Origin of the sequence: Paenibacillus sp. FSL M7-1414 (assembly GCF_038003195.1) — a bacterium.
Lineage (GTDB): Bacteria > Bacillota > Bacilli > Paenibacillales > Paenibacillaceae > Paenibacillus > Paenibacillus amylolyticus.
Window position 1 is genome coordinate 3,579,959 of the sequence record NZ_JBBOOS010000001.1, and the last position, 23,255, is coordinate 3,603,213.

The 23,255-nt window shown below is 44.5% G+C and carries 13 protein-coding genes; 10 read left to right on the forward strand and 3 right to left on the reverse strand.

Annotated elements, in window-relative coordinates:
• The first annotated feature begins 17 nt into the window (after positions 1-17).
• The 7 genes from MHH92_RS15540 to MHH92_RS15570 all read left to right on the forward strand — a co-directional run bounded on the left by MHH92_RS15540 (position 18) and on the right by MHH92_RS15570 (position 15,113).
• Positions 18-1,595, forward strand: coding sequence for an extracellular solute-binding protein (locus MHH92_RS15540; RefSeq protein ID WP_340904724.1), 1,578 nt, complete (start codon positions 18-20; stop codon positions 1,593-1,595).
• 93 nt (positions 1,596-1,688) lie between these two features.
• Positions 1,689-3,428 carry a sensor histidine kinase gene (locus tag MHH92_RS15545; RefSeq protein WP_340904726.1) on the forward strand — a complete coding sequence of 580 codons (1,740 nt, stop codon included), beginning with the start codon at positions 1,689-1,691 and terminating at the stop codon, positions 3,426-3,428.
• Positions 3,428-5,038 (forward strand): response regulator, encoded by a 1,611-nt coding sequence (locus MHH92_RS15550; protein ID WP_340904727.1) that lies wholly within the window; start codon positions 3,428-3,430, stop codon positions 5,036-5,038. The genes MHH92_RS15545 and MHH92_RS15550 overlap by 1 nt, the downstream gene beginning before the upstream one ends.
• Positions 5,039-5,135: 97 nt before the next feature.
• Entirely contained in the window at positions 5,136-7,367 is a 2,232-nt protein-coding gene (locus tag MHH92_RS15555; protein WP_340904729.1) for an FAD-dependent oxidoreductase, read from the forward strand.
• A gap of 17 nt (positions 7,368-7,384) precedes the next feature.
• A complete protein-coding gene (locus MHH92_RS15560; RefSeq protein WP_340904730.1) occupies positions 7,385-8,593 on the forward strand; it encodes a GDSL-type esterase/lipase family protein in 1,209 nt (402 codons plus the stop codon).
• 230 nt (positions 8,594-8,823) lie between these two features.
• Positions 8,824-13,887, forward strand: coding sequence for a golvesin C-terminal-like domain-containing protein (locus MHH92_RS15565; RefSeq protein ID WP_340904731.1), 5,064 nt, complete (start codon positions 8,824-8,826; stop codon positions 13,885-13,887).
• Between the two features lie 338 nt (positions 13,888-14,225).
• A complete protein-coding gene (locus MHH92_RS15570; RefSeq protein ID WP_340904732.1) occupies positions 14,226-15,113 on the forward strand; it encodes a cation diffusion facilitator family transporter in 888 nt (295 codons plus the stop codon).
• 128 nt (positions 15,114-15,241) lie between these two features.
• Here the strand turns inward: MHH92_RS15570 and MHH92_RS15575 are convergent, their stop codons facing one another.
• The 3 genes from MHH92_RS15575 to MHH92_RS15585 all read right to left on the reverse strand — a co-directional run bounded on the left by MHH92_RS15575 (position 15,242) and on the right by MHH92_RS15585 (position 17,957).
• Entirely contained in the window at positions 15,242-15,712 is a 471-nt protein-coding gene (locus MHH92_RS15575) for a ferritin-like domain-containing protein (protein ID WP_036671366.1), read from the reverse strand.
• Positions 15,713-15,818: 106 nt separating this feature from the next.
• Positions 15,819-16,259, reverse strand: coding sequence for a CBO0543 family protein (locus MHH92_RS15580; RefSeq protein ID WP_339187150.1), 441 nt, complete (start codon positions 16,257-16,259; stop codon positions 15,819-15,821).
• 336 nt (positions 16,260-16,595) lie between these two features.
• Positions 16,596-17,957, reverse strand: a complete 1,362-nt coding sequence (locus MHH92_RS15585; RefSeq protein WP_340907689.1) for an alkaline phosphatase — start codon at positions 17,955-17,957, stop codon at positions 16,596-16,598.
• Between the two features lie 356 nt (positions 17,958-18,313).
• Here MHH92_RS15585 and MHH92_RS15590 point away from each other — a divergent pair, with 356 nt between their 5' ends.
• The 3 genes from MHH92_RS15590 to MHH92_RS15600 all read left to right on the forward strand — a co-directional run bounded on the left by MHH92_RS15590 (position 18,314) and on the right by MHH92_RS15600 (position 23,140).
• Complete coding sequence (locus tag MHH92_RS15590) at positions 18,314-20,128, forward strand: family 43 glycosylhydrolase (protein ID WP_340904735.1); 1,815 nt, start codon at positions 18,314-18,316, stop codon at positions 20,126-20,128.
• A gap of 232 nt (positions 20,129-20,360) precedes the next feature.
• A complete protein-coding gene (locus MHH92_RS15595) occupies positions 20,361-20,675 on the forward strand; it encodes an ArsR/SmtB family transcription factor (protein ID WP_036615511.1) in 315 nt (104 codons plus the stop codon).
• Entirely contained in the window at positions 20,672-23,140 is a 2,469-nt protein-coding gene (locus MHH92_RS15600; RefSeq protein WP_340904738.1) for an FAD-dependent oxidoreductase, read from the forward strand. Before MHH92_RS15595 ends, MHH92_RS15600 begins: the two co-directional genes overlap by 4 nt.
• Positions 23,141-23,255: the final 115 nt, after the last annotated feature.

Below are 23,255 nucleotides of genomic sequence, written 5' to 3' on the forward strand. Positions count from 1 at the left end.
GCAAAGGAGAGGTCAATATGCAGCGTAAAAAGATTTCATTTGCTATTCTATCGGCAATCTTAGGACTTGGAACGCTTTTATCAGGATGTGGGGGGAATGAAGAAGTTACATCGACAACTTCGAGTAATTCGCAAGGCCAGTTTGCAACCAAAATGAAAATCTCAATGTTTAACCAAGGCACTTTTAATGCTGCTGCTCCGGTACCTCCACGTGATGAAGATATTCAACGCCAAATGTTGGAAAAAGAGATGAACATCGACTTGGAGATGATGATTCCTCAGGCTGGGCAAGCAACAACCAAACTGAATACACTCATTGCAGGCGGGGATATTCCAGACTTGATCTTCTTGAAAAGTCGTGCTGATCTTGCGCAATATTACGACCAAGGAGTTCTTGCGGATTTAACACCGTATATGGACCAATTCCCTGAACTACAGAAACGGTTTGGCACCGACTCATGGGAGGCAATGTCCTATCAAGGAAAAACCATTGGAGTTCCAGGCTACGATAATGTAAACGGTATCAGTCGAAGCTTCTTTATCCGTAACGATTGGCTGAAAAAGCTGAATATGGAGGTACCAACGACACCTGATGAGTTGTTCGAAGTTATGAAAGCCTTTACAGAGAAAGACCCGGACGGGAATGGCAAAAACGATACGTACGGATTCATCGGCGGTATGAATAAAGAAGGTAATCTGCAAACCTATGGCTTTGATAGCTTGATGTGGATGTTTGGCGTCAACCCTCCTTCAGCCGTTGAGATAAAAGATAATGAACCGGTATTTCTGTTTATCGATCCCAAAATGAAAGAGGCGCTTGCTTACATTAATAAAATGATGGCAGCCAAGGTAGTTGACCCAGACTGGGTGACGATGAATTCGCCTGATCTGTTGGACCAAAAGATGTTTAAGGGTAAAGTTGGCTTCATGATCAGAGATGCTCGTAGACTGGAACCGGATTATCAACAGAAAATGAAAGAAATTAGTGGCGAGGTGCCGGAATGGATCGTTATTCCTCCAATGAAAGGTCCTTACGGGGATCAAATTGTAGAGAGAAAATCATTCCAAGGCAATTCATGGGCCATATCCGCAAAAGCGGACGAGGACAAAATCATTCGGATCTTATCCATGCTGAATTATCTCTTTACGGATGAGGATGCCTATCCGAACTTTGCATACGGAATCAAAGGGATTCATTGGGATGTCGTAGACGGCAAGATCAAAAATAAAACCTCCGAGTTATCGAAGGAAATGAAAGAGAAGTACCTATGGGTCGATCATTATAGAATGCCGCGCCGTGGTGATGATGCGGAGTACTTCAGTTTCCAGAATCCGAAGACAGCGGAAGCTTTCAAGGACAATCAGCAATATGTGGGGCCAACGTTGCCCGGAAATTTATTGACCCCAGACCCTAGCGATACCTTGGATGCTGACCGCACTCGTTTCATTAATGAAAGCTTGGTTAAATTTATGACGGGCAAAGAGCCTCTTTCCAACTGGGACAATTTCCTCCAGACGCTGGATACCAAGTTTGACATGCAGAAATATAAGGAAACAGCAATTCAGCAATTTAAAGAAGCCGGCCTTATCAAGTAAAAATAAACGAAGAGAGAGTGGCTATTCGTAGCCCCTCTCTTTATTAGCATATGCTATTCTTAGTTTAAAACGGAACTAAAAGGAAGATGATGGATGCGAAGAAGAATCAGCTTGCCTTTAAAATTATTTTTTATCGTATTTGCCTTTGTATTAGGCTGCATCATCTTGATAAGCCAATTGTCTTATCGTTATGTCCAAAAGGAAATAAGAACCAATGACATTTTTTACACCAATCAAATATTAGACAAGGTTGACCAGTATTTTACCGTTAATTTTTCCTCCTTCCAGACAATTCTCTTCTCAGTTGAAACATCAGTGAAAGCCAACATTAACAATACCGAAGTGATTAAAAAGCAATTAAGAGAGCTGTATGAACTCAACAGTATTTATGTCAGTAATATTTATTTGATCAAAAGTGATTTATCCATTCTGGGCGGAAGTACACCTACTCGGATATTCGATGAACCTTTATCTGAAAGAGCACCTTTATTTGATGCGGCTGACAAGAATAGAAGGACTACCTTTGTTAGTGAACCTTACAAATCGAAGTATTCCGGCTGGACCGTTACGATGGTTCGATATCTGAACGGTGCTCCGTTTCCTATGGCCATTGCGGTTGATTTGGATCTAAATGCCATTGAAGAAACCTTGTTCAAGATTAATAAACAGGAACAAATGAATCTGGCTCTGATCACTGCTTCAGGTAAGATCATTGCCGGATTTTCTGAAAATAAAGGACCTCTGAATATTCAAGATCATTCTTTTTCGATTGGGGAGACGTCAGCGGAAGAAATTCTGGATACAACAGAAACAAACCTTCAACTGTATACCAACGATGGTATTCCGGTCTCCCTTTTGAAAAAACCAACGGAGAAGTTCAACTGGACCATCATCTCGATCAACGATGAATCACGCTTAAAAGCAGCGTTGTCCAGATTAGAAACCTATTACCTCGAGCTTCTCGCTGCCGGTCTTATTTTAAGTTTGTTCATTTCTTTTTTGGTTGCCAAATATATAAGAAAACCACTTTATACGCTCAAAACAAAAATGAAGCAGGTGGAACAAGGCATCCTCACAACAACAGTAACGATTAATCGAAACGATGAGTTTGGCGATCTTTCACGAGCATTCGATCGTATGCTGCAACAAATTGTGGAACTGATTCGCCGGGCCGAGCTTCATAATGAACTTGAGCGGAAGCTGGAAATCCAGGTGTTACAGTCTCAAATAAACCCACATTTTCTGTATAACACACTTGGTTCAATCAGCAATGTGATACGTCTCGGACAAATAGAGAAAGTAGATGTGGTGATCGGGTCACTAATTTCATTATTGGAGTATGGGATAGACGATGCATCTGAGAAGGTTTCCCTACGGCAGGAATTACGCAATGTTGCGGACTATATCGAGATCCAGAACATTCGGTATAACCGAAACTTCAACTTGATTGAAATTATCGAAGCAGGACTGATGGATTTTCCAGTTTTTCGAATGCTGCTGCAGCCCCTTGTGGAGAATAGCATCTTCCATGGTTATAACGGAGGGGGAATTGAGGGACCTATTACGATTCATGCGTACAGGGAGGACAGTATCGTTATCATCGAAGTTGTTGATCAAGGCGAGGGAATTCCAGCTGATAAAATAAAGCATATTTTAATCTCAGAACCGAGTGAAGAGGAAGTAAAAAGAAAACGAATCGGGCTGAACAATATTCATGGTCGAATAAGACTCCACTACGGAGATCAATTCGGACTGCAAATCATAAGCATACCTAAGGAAATAACCCGTATACGCGCTGTATTCCCGGCAGAATTGCCAAAAGGAGATGCATAATGGGGAGAGACTATACCTGCTTCATTGTTGACGATGAAGACCTGATCATTCAACGATTGGAATTGTTTTTTAATGAACTCTCTCATAGGGATCGACGATTTGTTCTGGTGGGCAAAGCGAATAATGGGCTGAATGGGATCGAGGAGATCATAAAACTTAAACCGGATATCGTCATATCCGATATTGTAATGCCGCGTATGGATGGCATCTCCATGATTGAGGAGCTCAAGGCAGAGCTCCCCCATACCCAATACATACTTCTGACCGCCTATTCATCCTTCGAATACGCTCAGCGGGCGATTCAAGCCAACGTATTGGAGTACATTGTAAAGGTTCCGCTGCGGGAAGCCGATTTGAATCGAGCGTTGGATAAGGCAGCCGGAATTTTAAATGAGTTTGAGAAAAAAGAGGCGGAGTTTCACTCATTAAACGTATCCGTGCTTGAAAATAAATACAGAGTCCGCAAGCAATTTTTTAACGAATTGATCCGAGGTGAAATTCCTTCTCATCGGGCATCGGATTTTGCCAATCGCATGCAGTTTCATTTCTTTCAAGCCAACTATTGCTGTTTCATCGTTGAAATGAATACATATGAAAGTTTCCGAAACGAATACGCGGCCGCAGATCAAAACATCTTGAAGTATGCGATTACAAATATCATCGAAGAAACGGTGATGAATGGTAGCAGTGGCGTAGCTGCGGATCTGTCGGATAATCGTTTTATTGGCTTTTTATCTTGGGAAAATAACCGCAGTGATATGGAAACGGAATATGCTTGCCTATCTTTGGGAGGGCAGATCATCTCTCATTTGCATCAATATTTGAATAAAAGGGTATCTGTCGCTTTTGGAAGTCCGCATCGAGGCTGGGAATCGATCAAACAGGCGTACACGGAAGCTAAAAATGTGAGTGAGGATTTCTATTATCATACCGAAAAAGTCGTAAAAACACCGATGCATCGGTTCCAATACCATAATGACAAAAAAGCAGATTTTCAACAGAAGCTGGCTGATTTTCTTATACGCCTGAAGAGGAAGATTTCCAAGGAAGAGCTGGAAAATGCACTTGCCGATCTGTCGCAATTTGTTACGGACCATAAAATTCACAAGTCTATCATGGCGCCAATGATTAGAGATTTGTACAGAGACATTACCGTGAAATTTAAATCGGGGAATAAGATGGCCACGGAAGTTCCAGACTTCCCCATGGAATTTATGGCTTTTCAGGAGCAACTCGCCTATATTGGCGACTTCACATTCGAATACGTGCATGCGGGCCAACTATTACATCGTGCAGAAATTATGAGTGCAATGCATTATATAGAGACAAACCTGAAACAACGTTTAACGTTGGAGGCAATTGCCGAGGAAGTGAATTTAGCACCATCGTATTTTAGTAGCTTATTCAAAAAAACAATGAACGAAGGCGTGATCAGCTACATTAACCGTAAAAAAATCCATCTCGCCCTCGAGTTGTTAAACGTTCGAGATTATTCATTATTGGAATTGTGCGAGGAAGTAGGCATCGTCAATGAAGGGTACTTTTGCAAACTTTTTAAAGAATATACGGGGGATACACCTAAGCAATATCGGATAAAAATGACACGGTAGGAATTCAAATAAGGATACAAAAAAATGTATGATTTTTTCGCAAAATCCTGTAAAAAAAAAGGGGTCAAAACCATTACCATGATAGGAGCATCTAATCATGGAGGTTATCAAAATGGAGCTTATGAAATCAGATGTAACCGTCATAGGTGGAGGAATTGCCGGGATATGCGCTGCCATTGCTGCCGCACGCCAAGGGTTGCTGGTTTCACTTATCAATGATCGGCCAGTTCTGGGTGGAAATGCGAGCAGCGAGGTCAGAGTTCACATTAACGGGTCGGCATATCTCGGAAACAGTCCATCCTATTATGCTCGCGAAGGCGGGTTGGTGGAAGAACTCAAACTGAAGATCTTTCATTATAATCCGTTATACAACAAAAAACTTATGCTTTCACTTTCGGATACGGTCTTGCTTGACATGGTGTATGATGAACCCAACATTTCTCTATTTCTGAATACATGTGTGCATGAAACGGGCTTGGAGAACGGCAGAATTCAATGGGTGGAGGGCCTTCAATTGGCTTCAGAGAGAAAATTTCGTTTTGAAAGCCCGACCTATATCGATTGCTCCGGCGATGGAATTGTTGGATATCAATCAGGTGCTCACTTCCGATGGGGAAGAGAGGCGAAGCATGAATACCAGGAGGAGCTCGCTCCAGAAGTGGCGGATCATTACACGATGGGTGATACGATTCTGTTTCAAGCCCGTGACGTAAACTATTCCGTTCCTTACAAAAGGCCAGGCTTTGCGTATGATATTACGAAGCTGGAGTTTTTTGATAGTATCAGAAAAGGATTAAACCATCGGTCTTTTCCAAGGAAAATCAACGGGCTTGGCGGATTGTGGTGGCTGGAATACGGCGGACATATGGATATTATCAAGAATAATGAAGACATTGCATTAGAACTGCGGAAATTGGTTTATGGGATATGGGATTATATCAAAAATAGCGGTGAGTTTGATGATGTAGACAATCTTATCCTGGATTATGTATGCCCGATTCCGGGAAAGCGGGAGTCGAGGCGGTTTATAGGGGAACACATGCTGTCTCAGAACGATCTTACAACAAAGACTCATTTCGAAGATGCTGTGTCCGTCGGAGGCTGGTATATGGATCTGCATGCAAATAAAGGCATCTACGATGAGGGGCCGGCTACCGCGTGGAACTTTGTGCCGGGATTGTATAATATCCCGTTTCGCAGCTTATTTTCACGCAATATTCCTAATCTCATGTTCGCTGGGCGAAATATAAGCGCTACCCATGTGGCTTTTGGGTCTACAAGGGTGATGGCAACTTGTGGTTGTATGGGGCAGGCGGTAGGAACGGCTGCTGCGTTATGCGTAAAATATGATACAGACCCCGCGGCCATCGTCAAAGCCCATATGGGTGAGCTTCAGGCGCAGCTGCTTCGAGACGGGCAAACAATTGTAGGGCTTCAAGAGCCGTTGGATCCTTATTTCGCTGACGGATTAACGATTCGTGCCTCGTCTCAGCGAAGCTATGAACATCTTCATCCAACCGAAGAAATCTCCTTGGAGAACGCGTTATGTTTGGTTTTGCCGATCCAAACATCTCTGGTTGAAAGCGTGCAGATCAAAATTAAAAATAGATCCGAGCATTCGGAAACGTTGCAAGTGAAGCTTTTTGGCGGGGATCGGAAGGAAAACTATATTCCCACCAGCGAGCTGAAAGGCTACAACTTGGTGATTTCAGCGGGTCACGATGACTGGATTACACTGGACCTCAGCTGCAAGAAGCCAGAAGACGACAAAATCTATATCGTATTGGAAGGTACGGCGGACCTCACTGTACACAGCAATGAAGAGAAATTGACAGGAGCGGTGAGCTTCCTTTACAAGCCGGAAGAGCCGTCCAGACTGAAGAAGCTTAATAAGAGCATTTGTTTCAAGGATCTGCTACCATCCCAGGATATGTATAATCCCGCCAATGTCGTCAACGGCTTCTCCAGACCCTATGGTCTGCCTAACGGCTGGATTTCTGAACGTTCGGAAGGACAGGAATGGTTGGAATTTGGTTTTGCTAGCCCCAAAAATCTGGATGAAATCCATCTTGTTTTCAATTCGCAGCTGAATTTGGAACATTTCGACGATCCGATCGAGCCACTGATCCAAGATTATGATGTGACTCTAACCTTGGAAGATGGAACTGAGAGTGCAATTAAAGTCCGTGGGAATTATCTTTCGTTGAACAAACATCAGGTGCTTGCAAAAGGTGTAACTCAAATCCGGTTTGATTTCTGTGCAACGTATGGTTCGCCATATTATGAAGTGTTTGCTGTAAAACTTTTTGCTCCTAAAAACGCTAAGTGAGAGCAGGTGAAGTCACGATGAAGGAATTTTTCCCACGAAGAGGGCTGCCTAATGTCATTCAAAAGTTGGAAAATGGGGAAACAGTAACAATCGTCTATTTGGGCGGCAGTAATACACGTTCGAAAGGATATAGGGTCATGACGGCAGATTGGCTGCGAGGGCAATATCCCCATGCCGATATCCGGACTGTGAACGCAGGCATTGATGGAACAGGATCGGACCTCGGCTGCGCCCGTTTGGAGACAGATGTGCTTCGTCATCAGCCTGATCTCGTGTTTGTTGAATTTGTTGGAAACGATGGGGGAGTACCCGAATCCAAAGCGCGGATCGAAGGCATTGTCCGACAGATTCGCAAGCGGAGCCGGTTTACCGATATCCTGTTTGTATATACGGTTAAGGAGCGGGATGTGGCCTTATTTCAATCCGGCGAATACCAGAAGGGCGCTCTTATGCAAGAGGAAGTCGCCGACTATTACGGCATTCCTTCCATTCATCTGGGCGTAGCGGTCAGTCAACTGGTTTCGGATGGAAAGCTCATTTTCACCTCAAGGGCAGACGTGGCCATTCCCGGAGCCGTTATTTTCACGCATGATTCGATCCATCCAACGATTCCCGAAGGACATCAGATTTACACAGATACAATCACCCAGTCATTTGAGAAAATGAGCGAACTTCAAGATCACCCGGGAAAAGTGGAACATCATTTGCCACAAGACACTTTGGTACCAGCCAATCCTTGGGAGTATGCAACCATGCTGCCACTGGATCAACTTACTCATTTTTCACCAGGATGGTCTTACATGACCTCTGATGATTTTCCTTTAGTGCGTGAGTATGATTGGTTGTTCCCCGGTCTATGGCGAGCAGTTGATCCCGGAGAGGCGATCACAGTGGAGTTTGAGGGAACCCACATCGGCTTATTTGATATCGGGGGGCCGGATTCTGGCCGATTGAAGGTGTCGGTGGATGGAGGGGAACCCTTCCTTGTTGATCGATTCACGCCCTACAACGATCATAATCGAAATCAATATGTTTTCTTGCCGGAGCTACCAAATGGGAAACATACAGTTCGCTTCGAGATCGATCACGAGAAAACTGACAAAGCGGCCGTGTTTGAGGCAAGTGGCAATAAACGAAGTATGGAACATATTCGGCAGCATCCAGCTTGGTATGATCAAACGGTCATTCAGCTTGGAAAGTTGTTATTGGTGCAGCCGCCTTTATAATTGATAAGTCCTCTTGGAACACTTGAAAGACCTATATTCTATCTGACTGCAACTGAGCAATCAATTAGGATGTAGGTTTCTTTTTTTACTTAAAATCGTATAAGAAATTCTTAAAATGAAAGAAATTTCACCGTCATGTAACATGCTAAGATAAAAACGACAGAGCGGGATTAGGCAGAAGTAACTTATTTTTGGAAGCGTTATCATTATGAGGAGAGGCTGTGAATTGTATGGTCAAAAGGAAGCTGTTTTTTTTCATCGTTTTCATGTTGACGGTCGTAGTTCCTTCCAGCCTGATCGGAATAAGGGCCGCTGATGCGGAGACCTTACCTTATCAGACGATTATCATCGATGACGGGAGTATCAAGATCAATGATGTTGTGACACCTGATGCGGGTAACGAGAACAATGGATATGTGGCTCCAAATTGGACTACAAGCACAGGGGCGAAGGGGTATGATCTTTCCAGCACCAAATATACGAGTACAGCAGGCAGAACGATAACATGGAATCCACGCTTGGAAGCAGGAACCGCGAAAATATCGTTCTATAAGCTGGATTGGGCGGATAAGGCTGATAGCAATGTAAAAATCGAAATTGTTCATAATGGAACAACGGATGTAGTCTTTATGGATCTAAGACCCTCATCTGGCGCTCCAGCAGGGTGGGTTGATTTGGGAGAGTACTATTTTTCTGGAGTTGGTGAAGAATTCGTTCAATTGACCCGGTCTACCGGCACCACAAACACGATCCTTACACGCGCGGATGCGGTCAAGTTCGAAGGGAATATAACGCAGAAAGAGCCACATAAGACAATCATCATTGATGATGGGAGCCTCACAATTGATCATGTCGTTACGGTTGATTCCGGCAACGCTAATAACGGATTCTCCGCTCCATATTGGAGCACAAGCGCGGGAGTGAAGGGATACAATAATTCCAGTTCCAAATTTACAGACGCTGTAGGTAGAAGCATCACCTGGAATCCACGCTTGGAAGCAGGGACGGCGAGAATATCGTTCTATAAGCTGGATTGGGCGGATAAAGCAGATAGTAATGTGAAGATTGAGATTGTTCATAACGGGATTACGGATGTTAAGTTTATGGATCTAAGACCTTCGTCAGGTCCATCGGTTGGATGGGTGGATCTGGGGGAGTATGAGTTTAGTGGTAATGATAGCGAATTTGTCAGGCTGACTCGAACACAGCCTTCTACGGGTACAATTATTACGCGGGCCGATGCAGTCAAGTTCGAGGGGAATATCCGTCAACAGGCACCACCATTGCCCCCGCTGCGGAGCCGCACATTAACGAATCTCAGTTACACAGAGAAAGGCAGCATCGAAAACGCAAACTACAAGGCAACCTTCTATGAGGCAACATGGGGCGAAGGTAAATCCATCGTGCGTGACATGTTCTACAAAAACACGGAGACAGGGAACTGGGTTCCAATCAATAATGAATCGGAAAGACTTGAGGAACAATGGGTTTTATTGGACGGGAATGCGGGGAGCCGAACCAATTACTACGATACGATGAACAAACGCTGGATTACATTCGACGGGGTCCATTTTCCCGACAGCCAGACGGCGGTATTAACCGATTCTACGCATGGCAGTGATTACGATTTTGAAGTGAACTGGTCCATGGCAGGGGATAAACCAGATGTTTCTTTTGCCTTTACGCCTCGCCGCGACGGCAATTATGTGATTGGATATCAGTCCTTCACAACAGAGACAGTCTCGGGCATCAATGAAGTGTTAAATGGATTCAGGTCACATGCCAAAATGGTAGGTACGGTGGAATCAACAAGTTTAAGAGAGCTGAGCGCTCCGATGAGCCTGGTTGAGAAAAAAGATGGTTCAGGAAATCCATTGACGTATGGCGTATTTGTACCTTCGGCAGAGCTTCCGGTTGAATTTGAACCGACGGGAGGTGTTACGAAACAACGGCTTGGCATGAGCCTGGTTAACAACGAAGGCAGCGTGCAGCCAATCCTGTATGCGCCTCAATTAGGGACTTATTCGCAAATGACCGCAGAAAACACCTATCAATTTCATATGGGGCTAATCGCTCAAAAAAGCAATCTATATGAGTCCTACGTGGATATTCTTCGCAATGAGTACGATTATTCGGCATACCGGAAAAATGTGTCAGATCAGTCGCTTACTGACGCGATGTTTAATATGATTGATCTCCTTAAAATTGAGCCGCAAGGAGACGACTCTGTTAATTATGTCCCATCACCCAGCGGGTGGTGGAGCCGTGCCAAGGGTTTTATTGATATCGAAAACGAGGACAGCGTTCGAACAAGCTCGAATGCAGTTCTTTTGGGGGCTTATTATCTAACTGGAGATGACCAGCTATACGATACGAGAGCACTGCCGTCCGTCCAGTATGGCGTATCGCGAAATGGTATCGGTTGGTCGCCAACGCAAAAGAAAGTATACGGTGTGCCTTCGTTATGGAAAATGGCTACTCTGCCGTTTGATGTTTCAAGCGTAGCCGCTGTCAATCAGATGATGGGCACTTCGGCAGGCATTGGGGCGCTGGCACAGGAAGAATACCTCGTACGAGACCCGGATCAGAAAGACCGCGGGCCTGTTATTCAACCCCTGATGATGTATCGGATGACGGGAGATGCGCAGTATTTGCAGGCTGCGAAGGATGCAGCCGACAGTTATATCACGCAACATATCGATACGCCTGCATCTGTCGATGTGAGTAAAAATGAGTTCATTTATTATTATAGCAAGCTGTGGATGGAGATCTTGGAGCTATATGAGGAAACTCAGGATCCCAAATACTTGGATGCCGCCTATAAGGAAGCCAAACGGTATGCAACCATGTTTGTTGCTCGTCCAGTTCCTGAAGGTAACGTTACGATTCCGCAGCCGGAGACATATAATTACGCGGAGTCGTTCCATTGGCCGGAAAGTGGTAAATTTCAATATCCTAGACTCAAGCTCCCAGAAGATATTGCCGGAGGTGTTCAAGCGGAGCGTTGGCTTGTTTCACCAAGCGGATTGACGTTTGAAGCAGGTAGTACAACCGGTTATTATCGGATGAATGCTCAGGAAGCTCCATTCATGTTGAGATTGTCGCTTTATACAGGGGATAAACTACTGCAAGATATTGCTCATAATGCGGTTATTGGCCGATATTCCAGTTATCCAGGTTATTACTATAAGGGTTTCGCCGTTAGTCAACTTGAACCAGACTTTCCTCTGGAAGGCCCCAGCGGGGCTACATCCATCTATTATCACCATATCCCTGGGCAACTCGGGCAAACGATGGATTATTTGATCAGCGAACAATCATTGAAATCAAACGGGAGCATTACGTTTCCTTCCGTATTTGAAACGAATTTTTTATGGTTCAAATATCACCTCTATGGGAATAAACCAGGTCAATTTTATGGTAATTCGGACGTTTGGCTCTGGATGCCTAAGGGGATTATTAAGACCAACCATCCTCAATTGAATTGGATAACGGGTGAGAGCGGGGTTAAATTTTACATCGGATTAAGCAATGCATCTTCAGAAGAAGTTCAGACTCCGATTGAATTGAATGAACATATCATTGGATTCAACCCGGCACAGGATTATAACGTAACGATCATCCGCGACAATGGTACACCAGAACAAGCAGTTATGAGTGGTGGAATCATTCAAGCCACGGTTTCAGGCAAGGGCATCACCGCGATCATTGTAGAGGGACTTGATATTGATGTACCGCTGCATCAGGTCAGAACGGCAGATACATCGGATGCAAGTTATTACTTTGATACTCACAGTCCAATTGATGCGGTTAAAGGCATGCTGATCGTTAAGCCCGACGAAACGGCCTACGATGCTTATGTGCAGGCCAAAACAACGAAACCAGCGACAATCCATTATTCCCTGGATGGCGGGGCAACGTACACGACCATCCCAGATACGATCTATCCGATGGAATGGTCGATACGAGTGAATGATCTATCCCAAACTTTCACGTATTACGTGGAATCGGAGGGGAAACAGACCCGCAAGCGGACACTTTATCTGCCAGATCAGGTAACGGAAACTCCAGTCCAACCCGATGGGCAGGATAGTTCAACCATCATTGTGGATAATACAGAGGCGGAGACAGAAGGCGTCTGGATAAGGGATACGACGGCTAACGATTATTATTATGATAACTATGTGTATGCCAAATCTACGACCGGCACAGCGACAAGCAAAATGAGATGGCGGCCTGAGCTGCCAGAAAGTGTCACTTACAGTGTGTATTACAAGATTCCGCAAATCACTGTTGCGAGTGAAAATTGGGCAACAAATGCCTCATTTACCGTTTATTATAGCGGAGGCTCCGAGACGGTGACAGTTGATGAGACAACAGCGAATGGTACTTGGGTGCACCTGGGGGATTATCCTTTTGCTGAAGGCGATAGCGGGTACGTAGAACTAACCAATAAGGCCAACAAGTCCAGAGTCGTTGCCGATTCAATCATGTGGGTGGACCCAAACAGGATACCGCAATTGGAGTCTGCTGTGATCCTATCCGATCGGAACGAGCTACAGATGACTCAAACCGCACAACTGAGCGTAACAGGTTATTTGGATAACGGTTTGGTCGGTGATCTTACACAGGCCGATGTGCAGTATTTCGTTGATCGTACGGATCTTGCCGAAGTGAATAACAGTGGGGTGTTGACCCTTCTTAATCTTGATGGGAACACGGATCACATTGAGGTATGGGCTACTGTTACGATTGACGGAGTGACCTTAACCACACCACCTTTGAACATCAAGATCAGGGACCTAACGGTTATCGTCGATAGTACAAATACAACGGGGTTATACACGACAGAAGGGTCTTGGAGCCAAAGCAATTTAGCAGGATACAAAATTGGGGTTAAATCCCGCTATTCAACAGTTCAAGGCTCATCAGCAACGTGGAAAGGCCAGTTCCCAGAGGGGAAATATACGGTCTCGATCTACAAACTCGTCCATACGACGGCAAACGATAACAATGTCAAAGTGGAAGTGAAACATAAAACGGGTACCGAGGTCACCTATATCGATGCAACGGCCGGCTCATCGGGTTGGGTTAATCTGGGAACGTTCGACTTTACGGGTGACGGTAGCGAGTATGTCCGGTTAACCAGAGTTTCGCCTACCACGGTAGACCCGCCAACGCTTCCTGCGGATATGATCTATACGAGGGTTGACGCAGTTATGTTCGAACGGCATTCCGATGATTCGGAGCCGCTTGCCAATGAGGCGCCAGTTGAATCGACACTTTCTGAATAAGGGCAGTGATTTATGAATGGAAGTGGAACAACGGTACGTGATGTTATACAAATGATTGTAAAATAACGCTAAGAGCCGAGTGGATCAGAACGATCCATTTGGCTCTTTGTGTCTAAGTGTAAGAAAGTGTGGTTACAAGGGAAGGCAGTCGGCCACCTTCCTCTTACCACCCATTAATCACTTAAGTTTGCCAAATCCAACTTTTTTGGATGCTCGTAAAAAAATTGCCGCGTTCAGATTATGTTTCGTCACACTCAAAACGTTTCTCTAGACCCACACAAATCTTCAATGGTACCATCATACACGTGCTTGAATTGAAGATTGCAGGAGGATATCATGTGGATCAACTTAAATACGATAATCTAAAGCTGGGGGAGCGCGGAGCTATCATCAGCATTATCGCCTACATATGTTTGACCGTATTAAAACTGATCGTTGGCAATATGGCCGGATCAGAAGCGCTCAAGGCGGATGGATTAAACAATGCCACCGATATTGTGGCCTCAATAGCTGTACTGATCGGTTTGAAGCTTGCCCAACGCCCAGCCGACACAGATCATACATATGGTCACTGGAGAGCAGAGACCGTTGCGTCACTAGTTGCTTCTTTCATTATGATGGCAGTAGGTTTACAAGTACTGTTTGAAGCCATTAGTTCTGTGTTCCGGGGTACACATGAATCTCCGGATATCATCGCTGGGTACACAGGCATTTTCTGCGCAGTTATCATGTATCTGGTCTATCGCTATAACAAGAGACTTGCTACTCGTATTAAAAGTCAGGCAGTCATGGCTGCGGCTCGTGATAACATTTCCGATGCCTGGGTGAGCACCGGTACGGTCATTGGGATCGTGGGTTCCCAGTTCGGCCTCCCATGGCTGGACCCTGTAACGGCTGTCATCGTAGGTTTCCTGATCTGCAAGACCGCTTGGGACATTTTCAAGGAAGCCACACATCATCTGACGGACGGTTTTGATGTTGAACTGATTCAGGAGTACAAAAAAACGATTGCCGGAATTGACAGCGTAGAGACAGTTAAAGACGTGAGAGCGCGGAACTATGGCAATAACGTTGTAGTGGATGTTGTCATAACAGTTGATGCTGAGCTGGATCTTCAACAAGCACACGATATCTGTACAGACGTAGAGAACGAGTTAATGGAGGAACATGACGTATACACCGTTCACGTTCATGTAGAACCTGATATGTTGGAAGAGTGCATTTAAACTCAGGATTATAAAAGAGCGACTCGGCAAAGCAAAAAAACCAGTGAGCTTTAATTATTCACTGGTTTTTTACTGCTTTCAATTGTTCATTTTTAAAAGAATACGCGCGTTTTTCATCCCATACATGACTATCTCGGCAAATTGTAGGTAATCAGATTGTTATATTTATCCGCATGTTTCTGTTCGTCCAGGATGATTCCCCACACCGTGTCTTTATATATGCCATAAGGGAGACCAAACCATATTTTTCTATACTTTTCCACGGCCGCCAATTCACCCTGAAACGCCTTTTGCAGTCCGGCAAGATATGAGGTGACCGTCTCAACCGGCTCACTGCTTATGCCCGTAATCTCCTGACCTGTCAGATCCTTGTACATTTGGCGGAACATTTGATTATGTCCGCGTTCATCATTGCGGATGCTCGTGATGATGGCAGCCTGATTGGCATCGGGTGACAACTGAATCAGTGAATCATAGAACACCTCATCGTTTCGTTCTCCTTGCACAGCCGTTTTGATTAATTCAAGTGCTTCGGCTGATGATGTTGCCCATACCGGAGTAAAAGTGTACCTGTAACCATAAGGATATGCCACATACATTACGAATCCCTCCAAGACGAATATGAGTTAAGATATGCACATATGCCCATCAGCGTTAACCCATATCATCTGTCCTGCCTTATTAGTGGAAAGCTTCAGTAAAACTTCACTTGGTATACCTCAATAATTTGCTGTAACCATAAGCAAGAACAAATGGCAGGAGGTATGACAAAAAGGTCCAAAGAATGTTCCATCCATTAAAATAAATGACATGCCCCATCATTTTGGCAACCCATTCGATTAATGTCATCGACAATGATGCAACAAGAATCGCCAACCATGGCTTGGCACCTTTGACGATAATGGCATACATCATCAAGCAGCCGGCGATCGGATAGACTCCAAGATCCATTGGAAGAGCAGCCAAGGATTGATTATGAGTATTCGGCAGAATATTCCAGAAGTAATTAAATCCGATATTGTTGATGGATGCTGAAATAGCCACACCAAGTGGATAATATAGAATAAGGATTGTAAAGTTCCGACGCAGAATCCATACACCCAATATAATGGGAATGACCATACCCAACAGAATGTTTCCTAACATGCCATTTTCCTCCAAAGCTTTGTTACTTCTGTAGTTTCACTATAAGCCGCATCAGCATTTATCGGATTTCTCTCACTTCAATACAAGTGGTGTTGTATAAGTTAACCAACTCCATGGGATATAATGCATATTAGCAAATTCGAAATAGGCATACGCCTTACTCGAAGTGAATGGACAAGTTTCGGTCATGAAAAAAGCCAAGTATAGAACGGCTACGGTTGAGGATGTTCATAAAAAGGTAGAGTGGCATATCAATAAGGATTTTATGAAAAAAATCCCTTCTCTTCGGATGAAAGAAGAGAAGGGATGATCGTAAACTACTGAATTATTGTCGAATTACTGGTGCTTGCTGAGAATATCAAATATGATCTTGGCATTATCTGTGTTGTCGATCAAACCAGCGAAGCGATGACTTGCCGGGCCGTAGGCATAGACCGGAACATCTTCACCTGTATGTCCACCTGTTGTCCAGCCGGTATATGAACGGTTATCAATAATCGCTTCAATAGCATTATCAATCTTTGTTACATCCGCACTTTTGGCTGCTTCGTTCACCGATTGAATCTCTTCAGGTTTCAACTCCAGTTTGAGATAACTTTTCAGTGTTTCTTCAACCGAAGCACCTTTTGCAATTTGTGCTGCCATGAAGTCAGGTGTGCGCAGTGCAGCTTTGATTGGGTCTACGAAGAAGTTGTATTCTCCGTCTTTTCCAAGCGTAAGTCCGCCCGTGGAGTGGTCGGCAGTAGCTACGACAAGTGTTTCACCGTCTTTTTTGGCAAAATCAATAGCTGCCTGAAATGCTGCTGCGAAATCATCCATTTCACTCATCGCGCCAACGATATCATTATCATGTCCTGCCCAGTCGATCTGGCTGCCTTCGACCATTAAAAAGAATCCTTTGTCGTTCGAACTGAGGCGATCAATCGCTGTATTGGTCATCTCAGCTAATGATGGAGTTGCAGCACTACGATCAATCAACTTGTCCAGCCCTCCGTCCGCAAACAGTCCAAGAACTTGTTGATTCTTATCAGCAAGGAGAGAGGAACGATCCGTCACATAGCTGAAACCGGCCTTCTGGAACTCCTTCGTCATGTCACGACCCTCACGTACAAAATTGGATTTCCCTCCACCCAGAAGTACATCCATCTTATGCTTGCCATTAATCAACTCATCATAATAATCGTCCGCAATAGCATCCATATTTTTTCGACTGATATCATGGGCACCAAATGCAGCTGGTGTGGCATGAGTGATCTCCGATGTAGCCACGAGTCCGGTGGCTTTCCCGTTTTCTTTGGCCTGCTCAAGTACGGTTTTGACTTCCTTCTGCTCAGGGTCAACCGCAATGGCCGCATTGTATGTTTTCACGCCCGCGGACATGGCCGTTGCCGCGGAAGCGGAATCCGTTACATTTTGTTTATCATCATCCGGATAGGTCATTTGTGCTCCAACCAGATAAGGGTCGAATACGGTTTTATCCATGCCCTTCGTCGAAGGATCATCTTTCATATAACGGTAGGCGGAAGTATAAGAGGTCCCCATGCCATCCCCAATGAGGAAGATGATGTTCTTGATTTGTTTTTTCTCCACACTTACAGCTTGAACGGCACTTGCTTGTCCGCCGGACAAGAGAGTAGAAGCCGATACAGCCAGAGTCAGCGCTACCGCTGGTAATACTCTTTTGGATAATTTCACAATGATTCCTCCTCGTAATATCTCAACAACAAAAATGAATGCATGAATCTATATTCATTTGTTCATCATTAAGAAGATTAGCATTTATATGTAAATGAACACCAAGAACTTTGTATACCTGAGGTAAAATAAACAAAATAAAGGCGATGTGATAATTCTTTGCATGAGGAGCAAGTCAAACATTCCAATCAGGGCAATATATTTCCTGCGATAGATTCACATGATCTTCTACATACGAGATTACAAAAATATACTCATTCCGCTGTTTTTGAAGTATGATACAACATAAGTAGAACGCTTTCATTTTTTATATTACTGTTAGTATACAATCAATTTCATTTTCAGGAGGCTCTTTACCATTGACCAAAACAACTCCAAATTATGATGGGTATCTCTTTGTACATTTTATTGGCGAACAACCAGACGGAGAGCAGGTTTATTTCTCCTATAGCGAGGATGGTCTTCACTGGAAGGACCTTAATGGCGGATCACCTGTGCTGTTTTCCGACCTTGGAGAAAAGGGGGTACGGGACCCTTTTCTGGTTCGTTCAGTCAAGGATAATAAATTTTATCTGATTGCTACGGATCTCTGCATCGCAAGCGGCAAAGGATGGACTCATGCCGTTAATGCCGGGAGCCGTGACGTAATTATATGGGAATCCAGCAATCTCGTGAACTGGTCATCCCCATGGAACGTTACACTAGGTGTTGAGGGCGCTGGATGTGTCTGGGCACCAGAAGCTGTGTATGATGAAATGGCAGATGAGTTTCTTGTATTCTGGGCTTCTGCGACGCAGGAACCTCAGGAGCAAGAACGAAAACAAAAAATATACAGCGCTCGTACAAAAGACTTTCGTACGTTTTCTGCATCGGAAAAATACATTGAGCGGGATAATCATATTATTGATACAACGATTCTTCCTGCGGATGGCTCTTATTATCGATACTCCAAGGATGAAACAACCAAAAACATACGGGTAGAAAAAGGAGACTCTCTCGACAATGGGGCATTTGTTACACTTCAAGCTCCGGTACTGGAGGCTATGGCAGGTGTGGAGGGACCTCAAATCTTTAAATTCAATGACCGGGAGGAATGGTGTCTGATCGTTGATCGATTTGCTGAAGGCAAGGGTTATCTTCCTCTGCTGACTACAGATCTGGGAAGTGGAGAATTCCGAATCGTCCCTGATGGTGAATTCGATATGGGAACGACTCAAAAGCGGCATGGAAGTGTCCTGCCAATCACAGCTGAGGAGTGCAGCCGGCTTCTCGCGGCTTTTGGGGATGGTCATCAGGTGCTTCCCGGACAATATGCCGATCCTGATGTCGCACAGTTTGGGGATCGCTACTATATGTATCCAACAACAGATGGCTTCGAGGGGTGGTCGGGGACACAGTTCAAAGTGTTTTCTTCTTCAGACCTGAAGCATTGGCAAGACGAAGGCGTGATCCTTGATCTGGGAACAGAGGATGTCGCCTGGGCAACCGGTAATGCCTGGGCACCGGCAATTGCCAGCCGTAACGAAAAGTTCTATTTTTATTTCTGTGGCAAAATGCGGAACGGCGACAGTGCCATTGGCGTTGCTGTAGCGGATACACCGATTGGTCCATTTCTGGCCGAGTCGCAGCCTTTAATCACAATGGAGCAGTTGAAACGTCTGGGTATTACTATGGGCCAAGCTATTGATCCCTCCATCTATGTCGAAGATGATGGAAGACCGTATCTGCTATTTGGCAATGGACATGGTGCCATTGTGGAGCTTGGTGAAGACATGATAAGTGTCGTTGAGGACACAATGAGCAATTTGGCAGGCTTGCATGATTTTCGTGAGGCGGTAACCGTGTTGAAGCAGGGTGGACTATACCATTTTACGTGGTCCTGTGATGACACAGGCAGTGAAGACTATCATGTGAATTACGGTACGGCAGAGCAGTTATACGGTCCAATTACCTATCGATACCCAATCCTGAGCAAAAATGTGGAGAAGGGCATGCTGGGCACAGGTCATCACTGTATATTTAATGATTCCGAAACGGGTCAATACCAGATTGCCTATCACCGTTTTGTCACCCCACTATCCAGATTTTCCTCTGGAAAGGGGTATCACCGCGAAATATGTATGGACCCGCTTCTGTTTGGTAAGGACGGACTGATTCAGCCTGTTATACTCTAATAAAAGACGTTCAGTTAAATCGCTATTTTATGAAGACCTGATACAGCATGATTGCCTGTCAAATGTCGCTTTTAGCGGTTTTGGCAGGCATTTTTATCATCCACCTGGAACAAGCCAAAACAGTAGGGTTGAGCGGGTATGGAACTTATTAAACGCATTAACTCCAGAATACATTTGACAGGAGATTCAATAAATCGTATTATTACGATATAACGATTTAGGAGGAATACTTTTGAACACTCCCGCTTTTGACAGCAATAACATTAAACAGTTCGATGAACCAGCTAATCTGCTGAAAGCTTTGTCTCACCCCATTCGTTTATGCATTGTGCGGGGACTGATGATGAAAAAAAAATGTAATGTTTCTTATATGCAGGAATGTCTGGATCTTCCCCAATCAACAGTCTCACAACACCTCCAGAAACTTCGTAGTGCAGGTATTGTTGCTACGGAGCGGAATGGTCTTGAAGTGAACTATGTGCTTGCCGATCAACGGGTTGAACAGATTATCAAAACTTTATTTGAAAAGGATGATTGTGAATCATGAGCAAAAAAGTACTCATTGTTGGCGGTGTAGCTGGAGGTGCATCTGCAGCTGCACGTCTTCGCCGTCTGGATGAACATGCCGAAATTATTATCTTTGAGAAAGGGCCCTACATTTCATTCGCCAATTGTGGTTTGCCTTATTATATAGGTGGCTCCATCGATGATCGAGAGCGTCTGCTGGTGCAAACGCCAAAAGGGATGGCAGATCGCTTTTGTATCGATGTGCGTACAAGAAGTGAGGTTGTAGCTATCGATTCGCAGAAGCGAGTGGTTAAGATACAGTCTCAGGAGCGCGGTGCATATGAAGAAAGCTATGACGAGTTGATATTATCACCAGGTGCAAAACCGATCATTCCCGATCTGCCGGGTAAGGACAATCCGCTAATTTATACCGTACGAAGTATTCCAGATATTGATCGGATCAAAGACCGGGTAAATTCTTCTAACAACCAGTCTTCGATCGTCATAGGCGGTGGGTTTATAGGCGTGGAAATGGCTGAGAATTTAAAGGAAGCTGGTCTGGATGTAACGCTGATTGAGGGGAACGCACAAGTACTCACACCCTATGATACCGAGTTAGCAGCCGCATTAGCACAGGAAATGGAGAATCATGGTGTAAACCTGCTGTTTTCCAAACGTGTTCAGGGATTTCATTCCCTAGAGCAGGGCATAGGGGTTGAACTTGCCGATGGTCATGTGTTGACAGCTGACATGGTTATTCTTGCGATAGGCGTAATGCCGGACACCTATTTTTTGAAAGATAGCGGCGTTTCGCTGGGTGCACGTGGACATATTATCGTAAATGAAGCCTTGGAAAGTAGTGTGCCACATATTTATGCTGTTGGGGATGCCATCGAAGTAACGGAAACTATTCATGGTACGAAGGCAACGATACCACTTGCCGGACCTGCCAACAAACAAGGCCGTATTGTTGCCGACCGTATCGCAGGGCTTCAATCTACCTACAAAGGAACACAAGGTACGTCCATTATCAAAGTATTTGGAATGACCGCAGCTACGACAGGCAGTAATGAAAAAACACTACAGCGCCTGGGCGTGGACTATCAAACCGTTATCGTACACCCTGCTTCTCATGCATCGTATTATCCAGGTTCAAGCGCAATTACTCTTAAGCTGCTGTTTACTCCGGAAGGTAAAATTTTGGGCGCACAAGCAGTCGGTTATGATGGAGTGGATAAACGAATTGATGATATTGCTGTAGCCATTCATTTTGGAGGACATGTACGGGATTTAACAGAGCTTGAACTGAGTTACGCACCACCTTATTCTTCTGCCAAAGATCCCGTAAATATGGTTGGATATGCAGCAGAGAATATGATCACTGGACGTGTTCAGACGTTCACCTATAATCAACTGGCTGATCGTCAGCCGGGGCAGTCGATACTTCTGGATGTTCGCAGTGAAATTGAGCATCAAAATGGTCATATTCCGGACTCAATCTCTATTCCAGTTGATGAGCTTCGTCAACGTTTAGATGAATTAGACCCATCCAAAGAAATCTGGCTATACTGTCAAGTCGGCTTACGTGGTTACACTGCTTCGCAAATTTTGCGCCAGCATGGTTTTAGTGTAAAAAACTTGAGTGGTGGTTATAAAACATACCGTCAAGCCCAGTTTAAGCCTGCTACATTTACTGCTGCAAAAAAAGACCGTCCTGAACCTGTGATAGACGCTAAGGAAAAGGAGTCTTTTCCCGCTGCCTCAACACAGCCGCAACGTATTGATCATGAGTTGAACGTATGTGGATTAAGTTGTCCTGGTCCGCTAATTCAGGTTAAGCAGAAAATGGATCAACTCTCGAACGGGGAAACACTTCGCGTGAAAGCTTCCGATCCAGGATTCTATGAAGATGTCAAAGCATGGGCCACAATGTCGGGTTCCACAATCTTGCAGTTGGAAAGACTGAAAGGCGGTACAATTGAGTCTGTCATTGCCAAAAATACAGCACAACCCGTATCCAATGCCCCAATCAGCGATCCTGCCAGCACGATGGTTGTTTTCAGTGGTGATCTGGACAAAGCGATCGCTTCACTCATTATTGCAAATGGGGCAGCAGCCAGTGGACGGAAAGTAACCCTATTTTTCACGTTTTGGGGATTGAGTATTATTCGCAAGCAGCAACCGCAGAAGTTATCCAAAACTATGATCGGCCGTATGTTTGATATGATGTTACCTCGCGGGAGCCAGAGGCTTGGCATGTCCAAAATGAATATGCTCGGAGCAGGCCCGAAGATGATCCGTGGTTTGATGAAAAAACATCATGTGCCTTCGTTGGAAGAATTGATAGAGAGCGCAATTGCACAAGGAGTAGAGATCGTTGCCTGCCAAATGTCTATGGATTTAATGGGAATTCAGCGTGAAGAATTAATAGACCAAGTCAAAATTGGTGGTGTAGGTTACTATCTTGGACAAGCATCACAAGCCAATCATAATCTGTTTATTTAAAAAATTATCACAAACTCCAAAAAGCGTTGATTCGAATTCGAACCAACGCTTTTTGGACTTAATCATCAAGTAAACATTGACTTCATTTTTTTGATATTATAATATAAGCATACAC

Coding starts and splice junctions, on each gene's coding strand:
- MHH92_RS15540 (WP_340904724.1), top strand. CDS start 18: ATGCAGCGTAAAAAGATTTCATTTGCTATTCTATCGGCAATCTTAGGA.
- MHH92_RS15545 (WP_340904726.1), top strand. CDS start 1,689: ATGCGAAGAAGAATCAGCTTGCCTTTAAAATTATTTTTTATCGTATTT.
- MHH92_RS15550 (WP_340904727.1), top strand. CDS start 3,428: ATGGGGAGAGACTATACCTGCTTCATTGTTGACGATGAAGACCTGATC.
- MHH92_RS15555 (WP_340904729.1), top strand. CDS start 5,136: ATGGAGGTTATCAAAATGGAGCTTATGAAATCAGATGTAACCGTCATA.
- MHH92_RS15560 (WP_340904730.1), top strand. CDS start 7,385: ATGAAGGAATTTTTCCCACGAAGAGGGCTGCCTAATGTCATTCAAAAG.
- MHH92_RS15565 (WP_340904731.1), top strand. CDS start 8,824: ATGGTCAAAAGGAAGCTGTTTTTTTTCATCGTTTTCATGTTGACGGTC.
- MHH92_RS15575 (WP_036671366.1), bottom strand. CDS start 15,712: ATGTATGTGGCATATCCTTATGGTTACAGGTACACTTTTACTCCGGTA.
- MHH92_RS15580 (WP_339187150.1), bottom strand. CDS start 16,259: ATGTTAGGAAACATTCTGTTGGGTATGGTCATTCCCATTATATTGGGT.
- MHH92_RS15600 (WP_340904738.1), top strand. CDS start 20,672: ATGAGCAAAAAAGTACTCATTGTTGGCGGTGTAGCTGGAGGTGCATCT.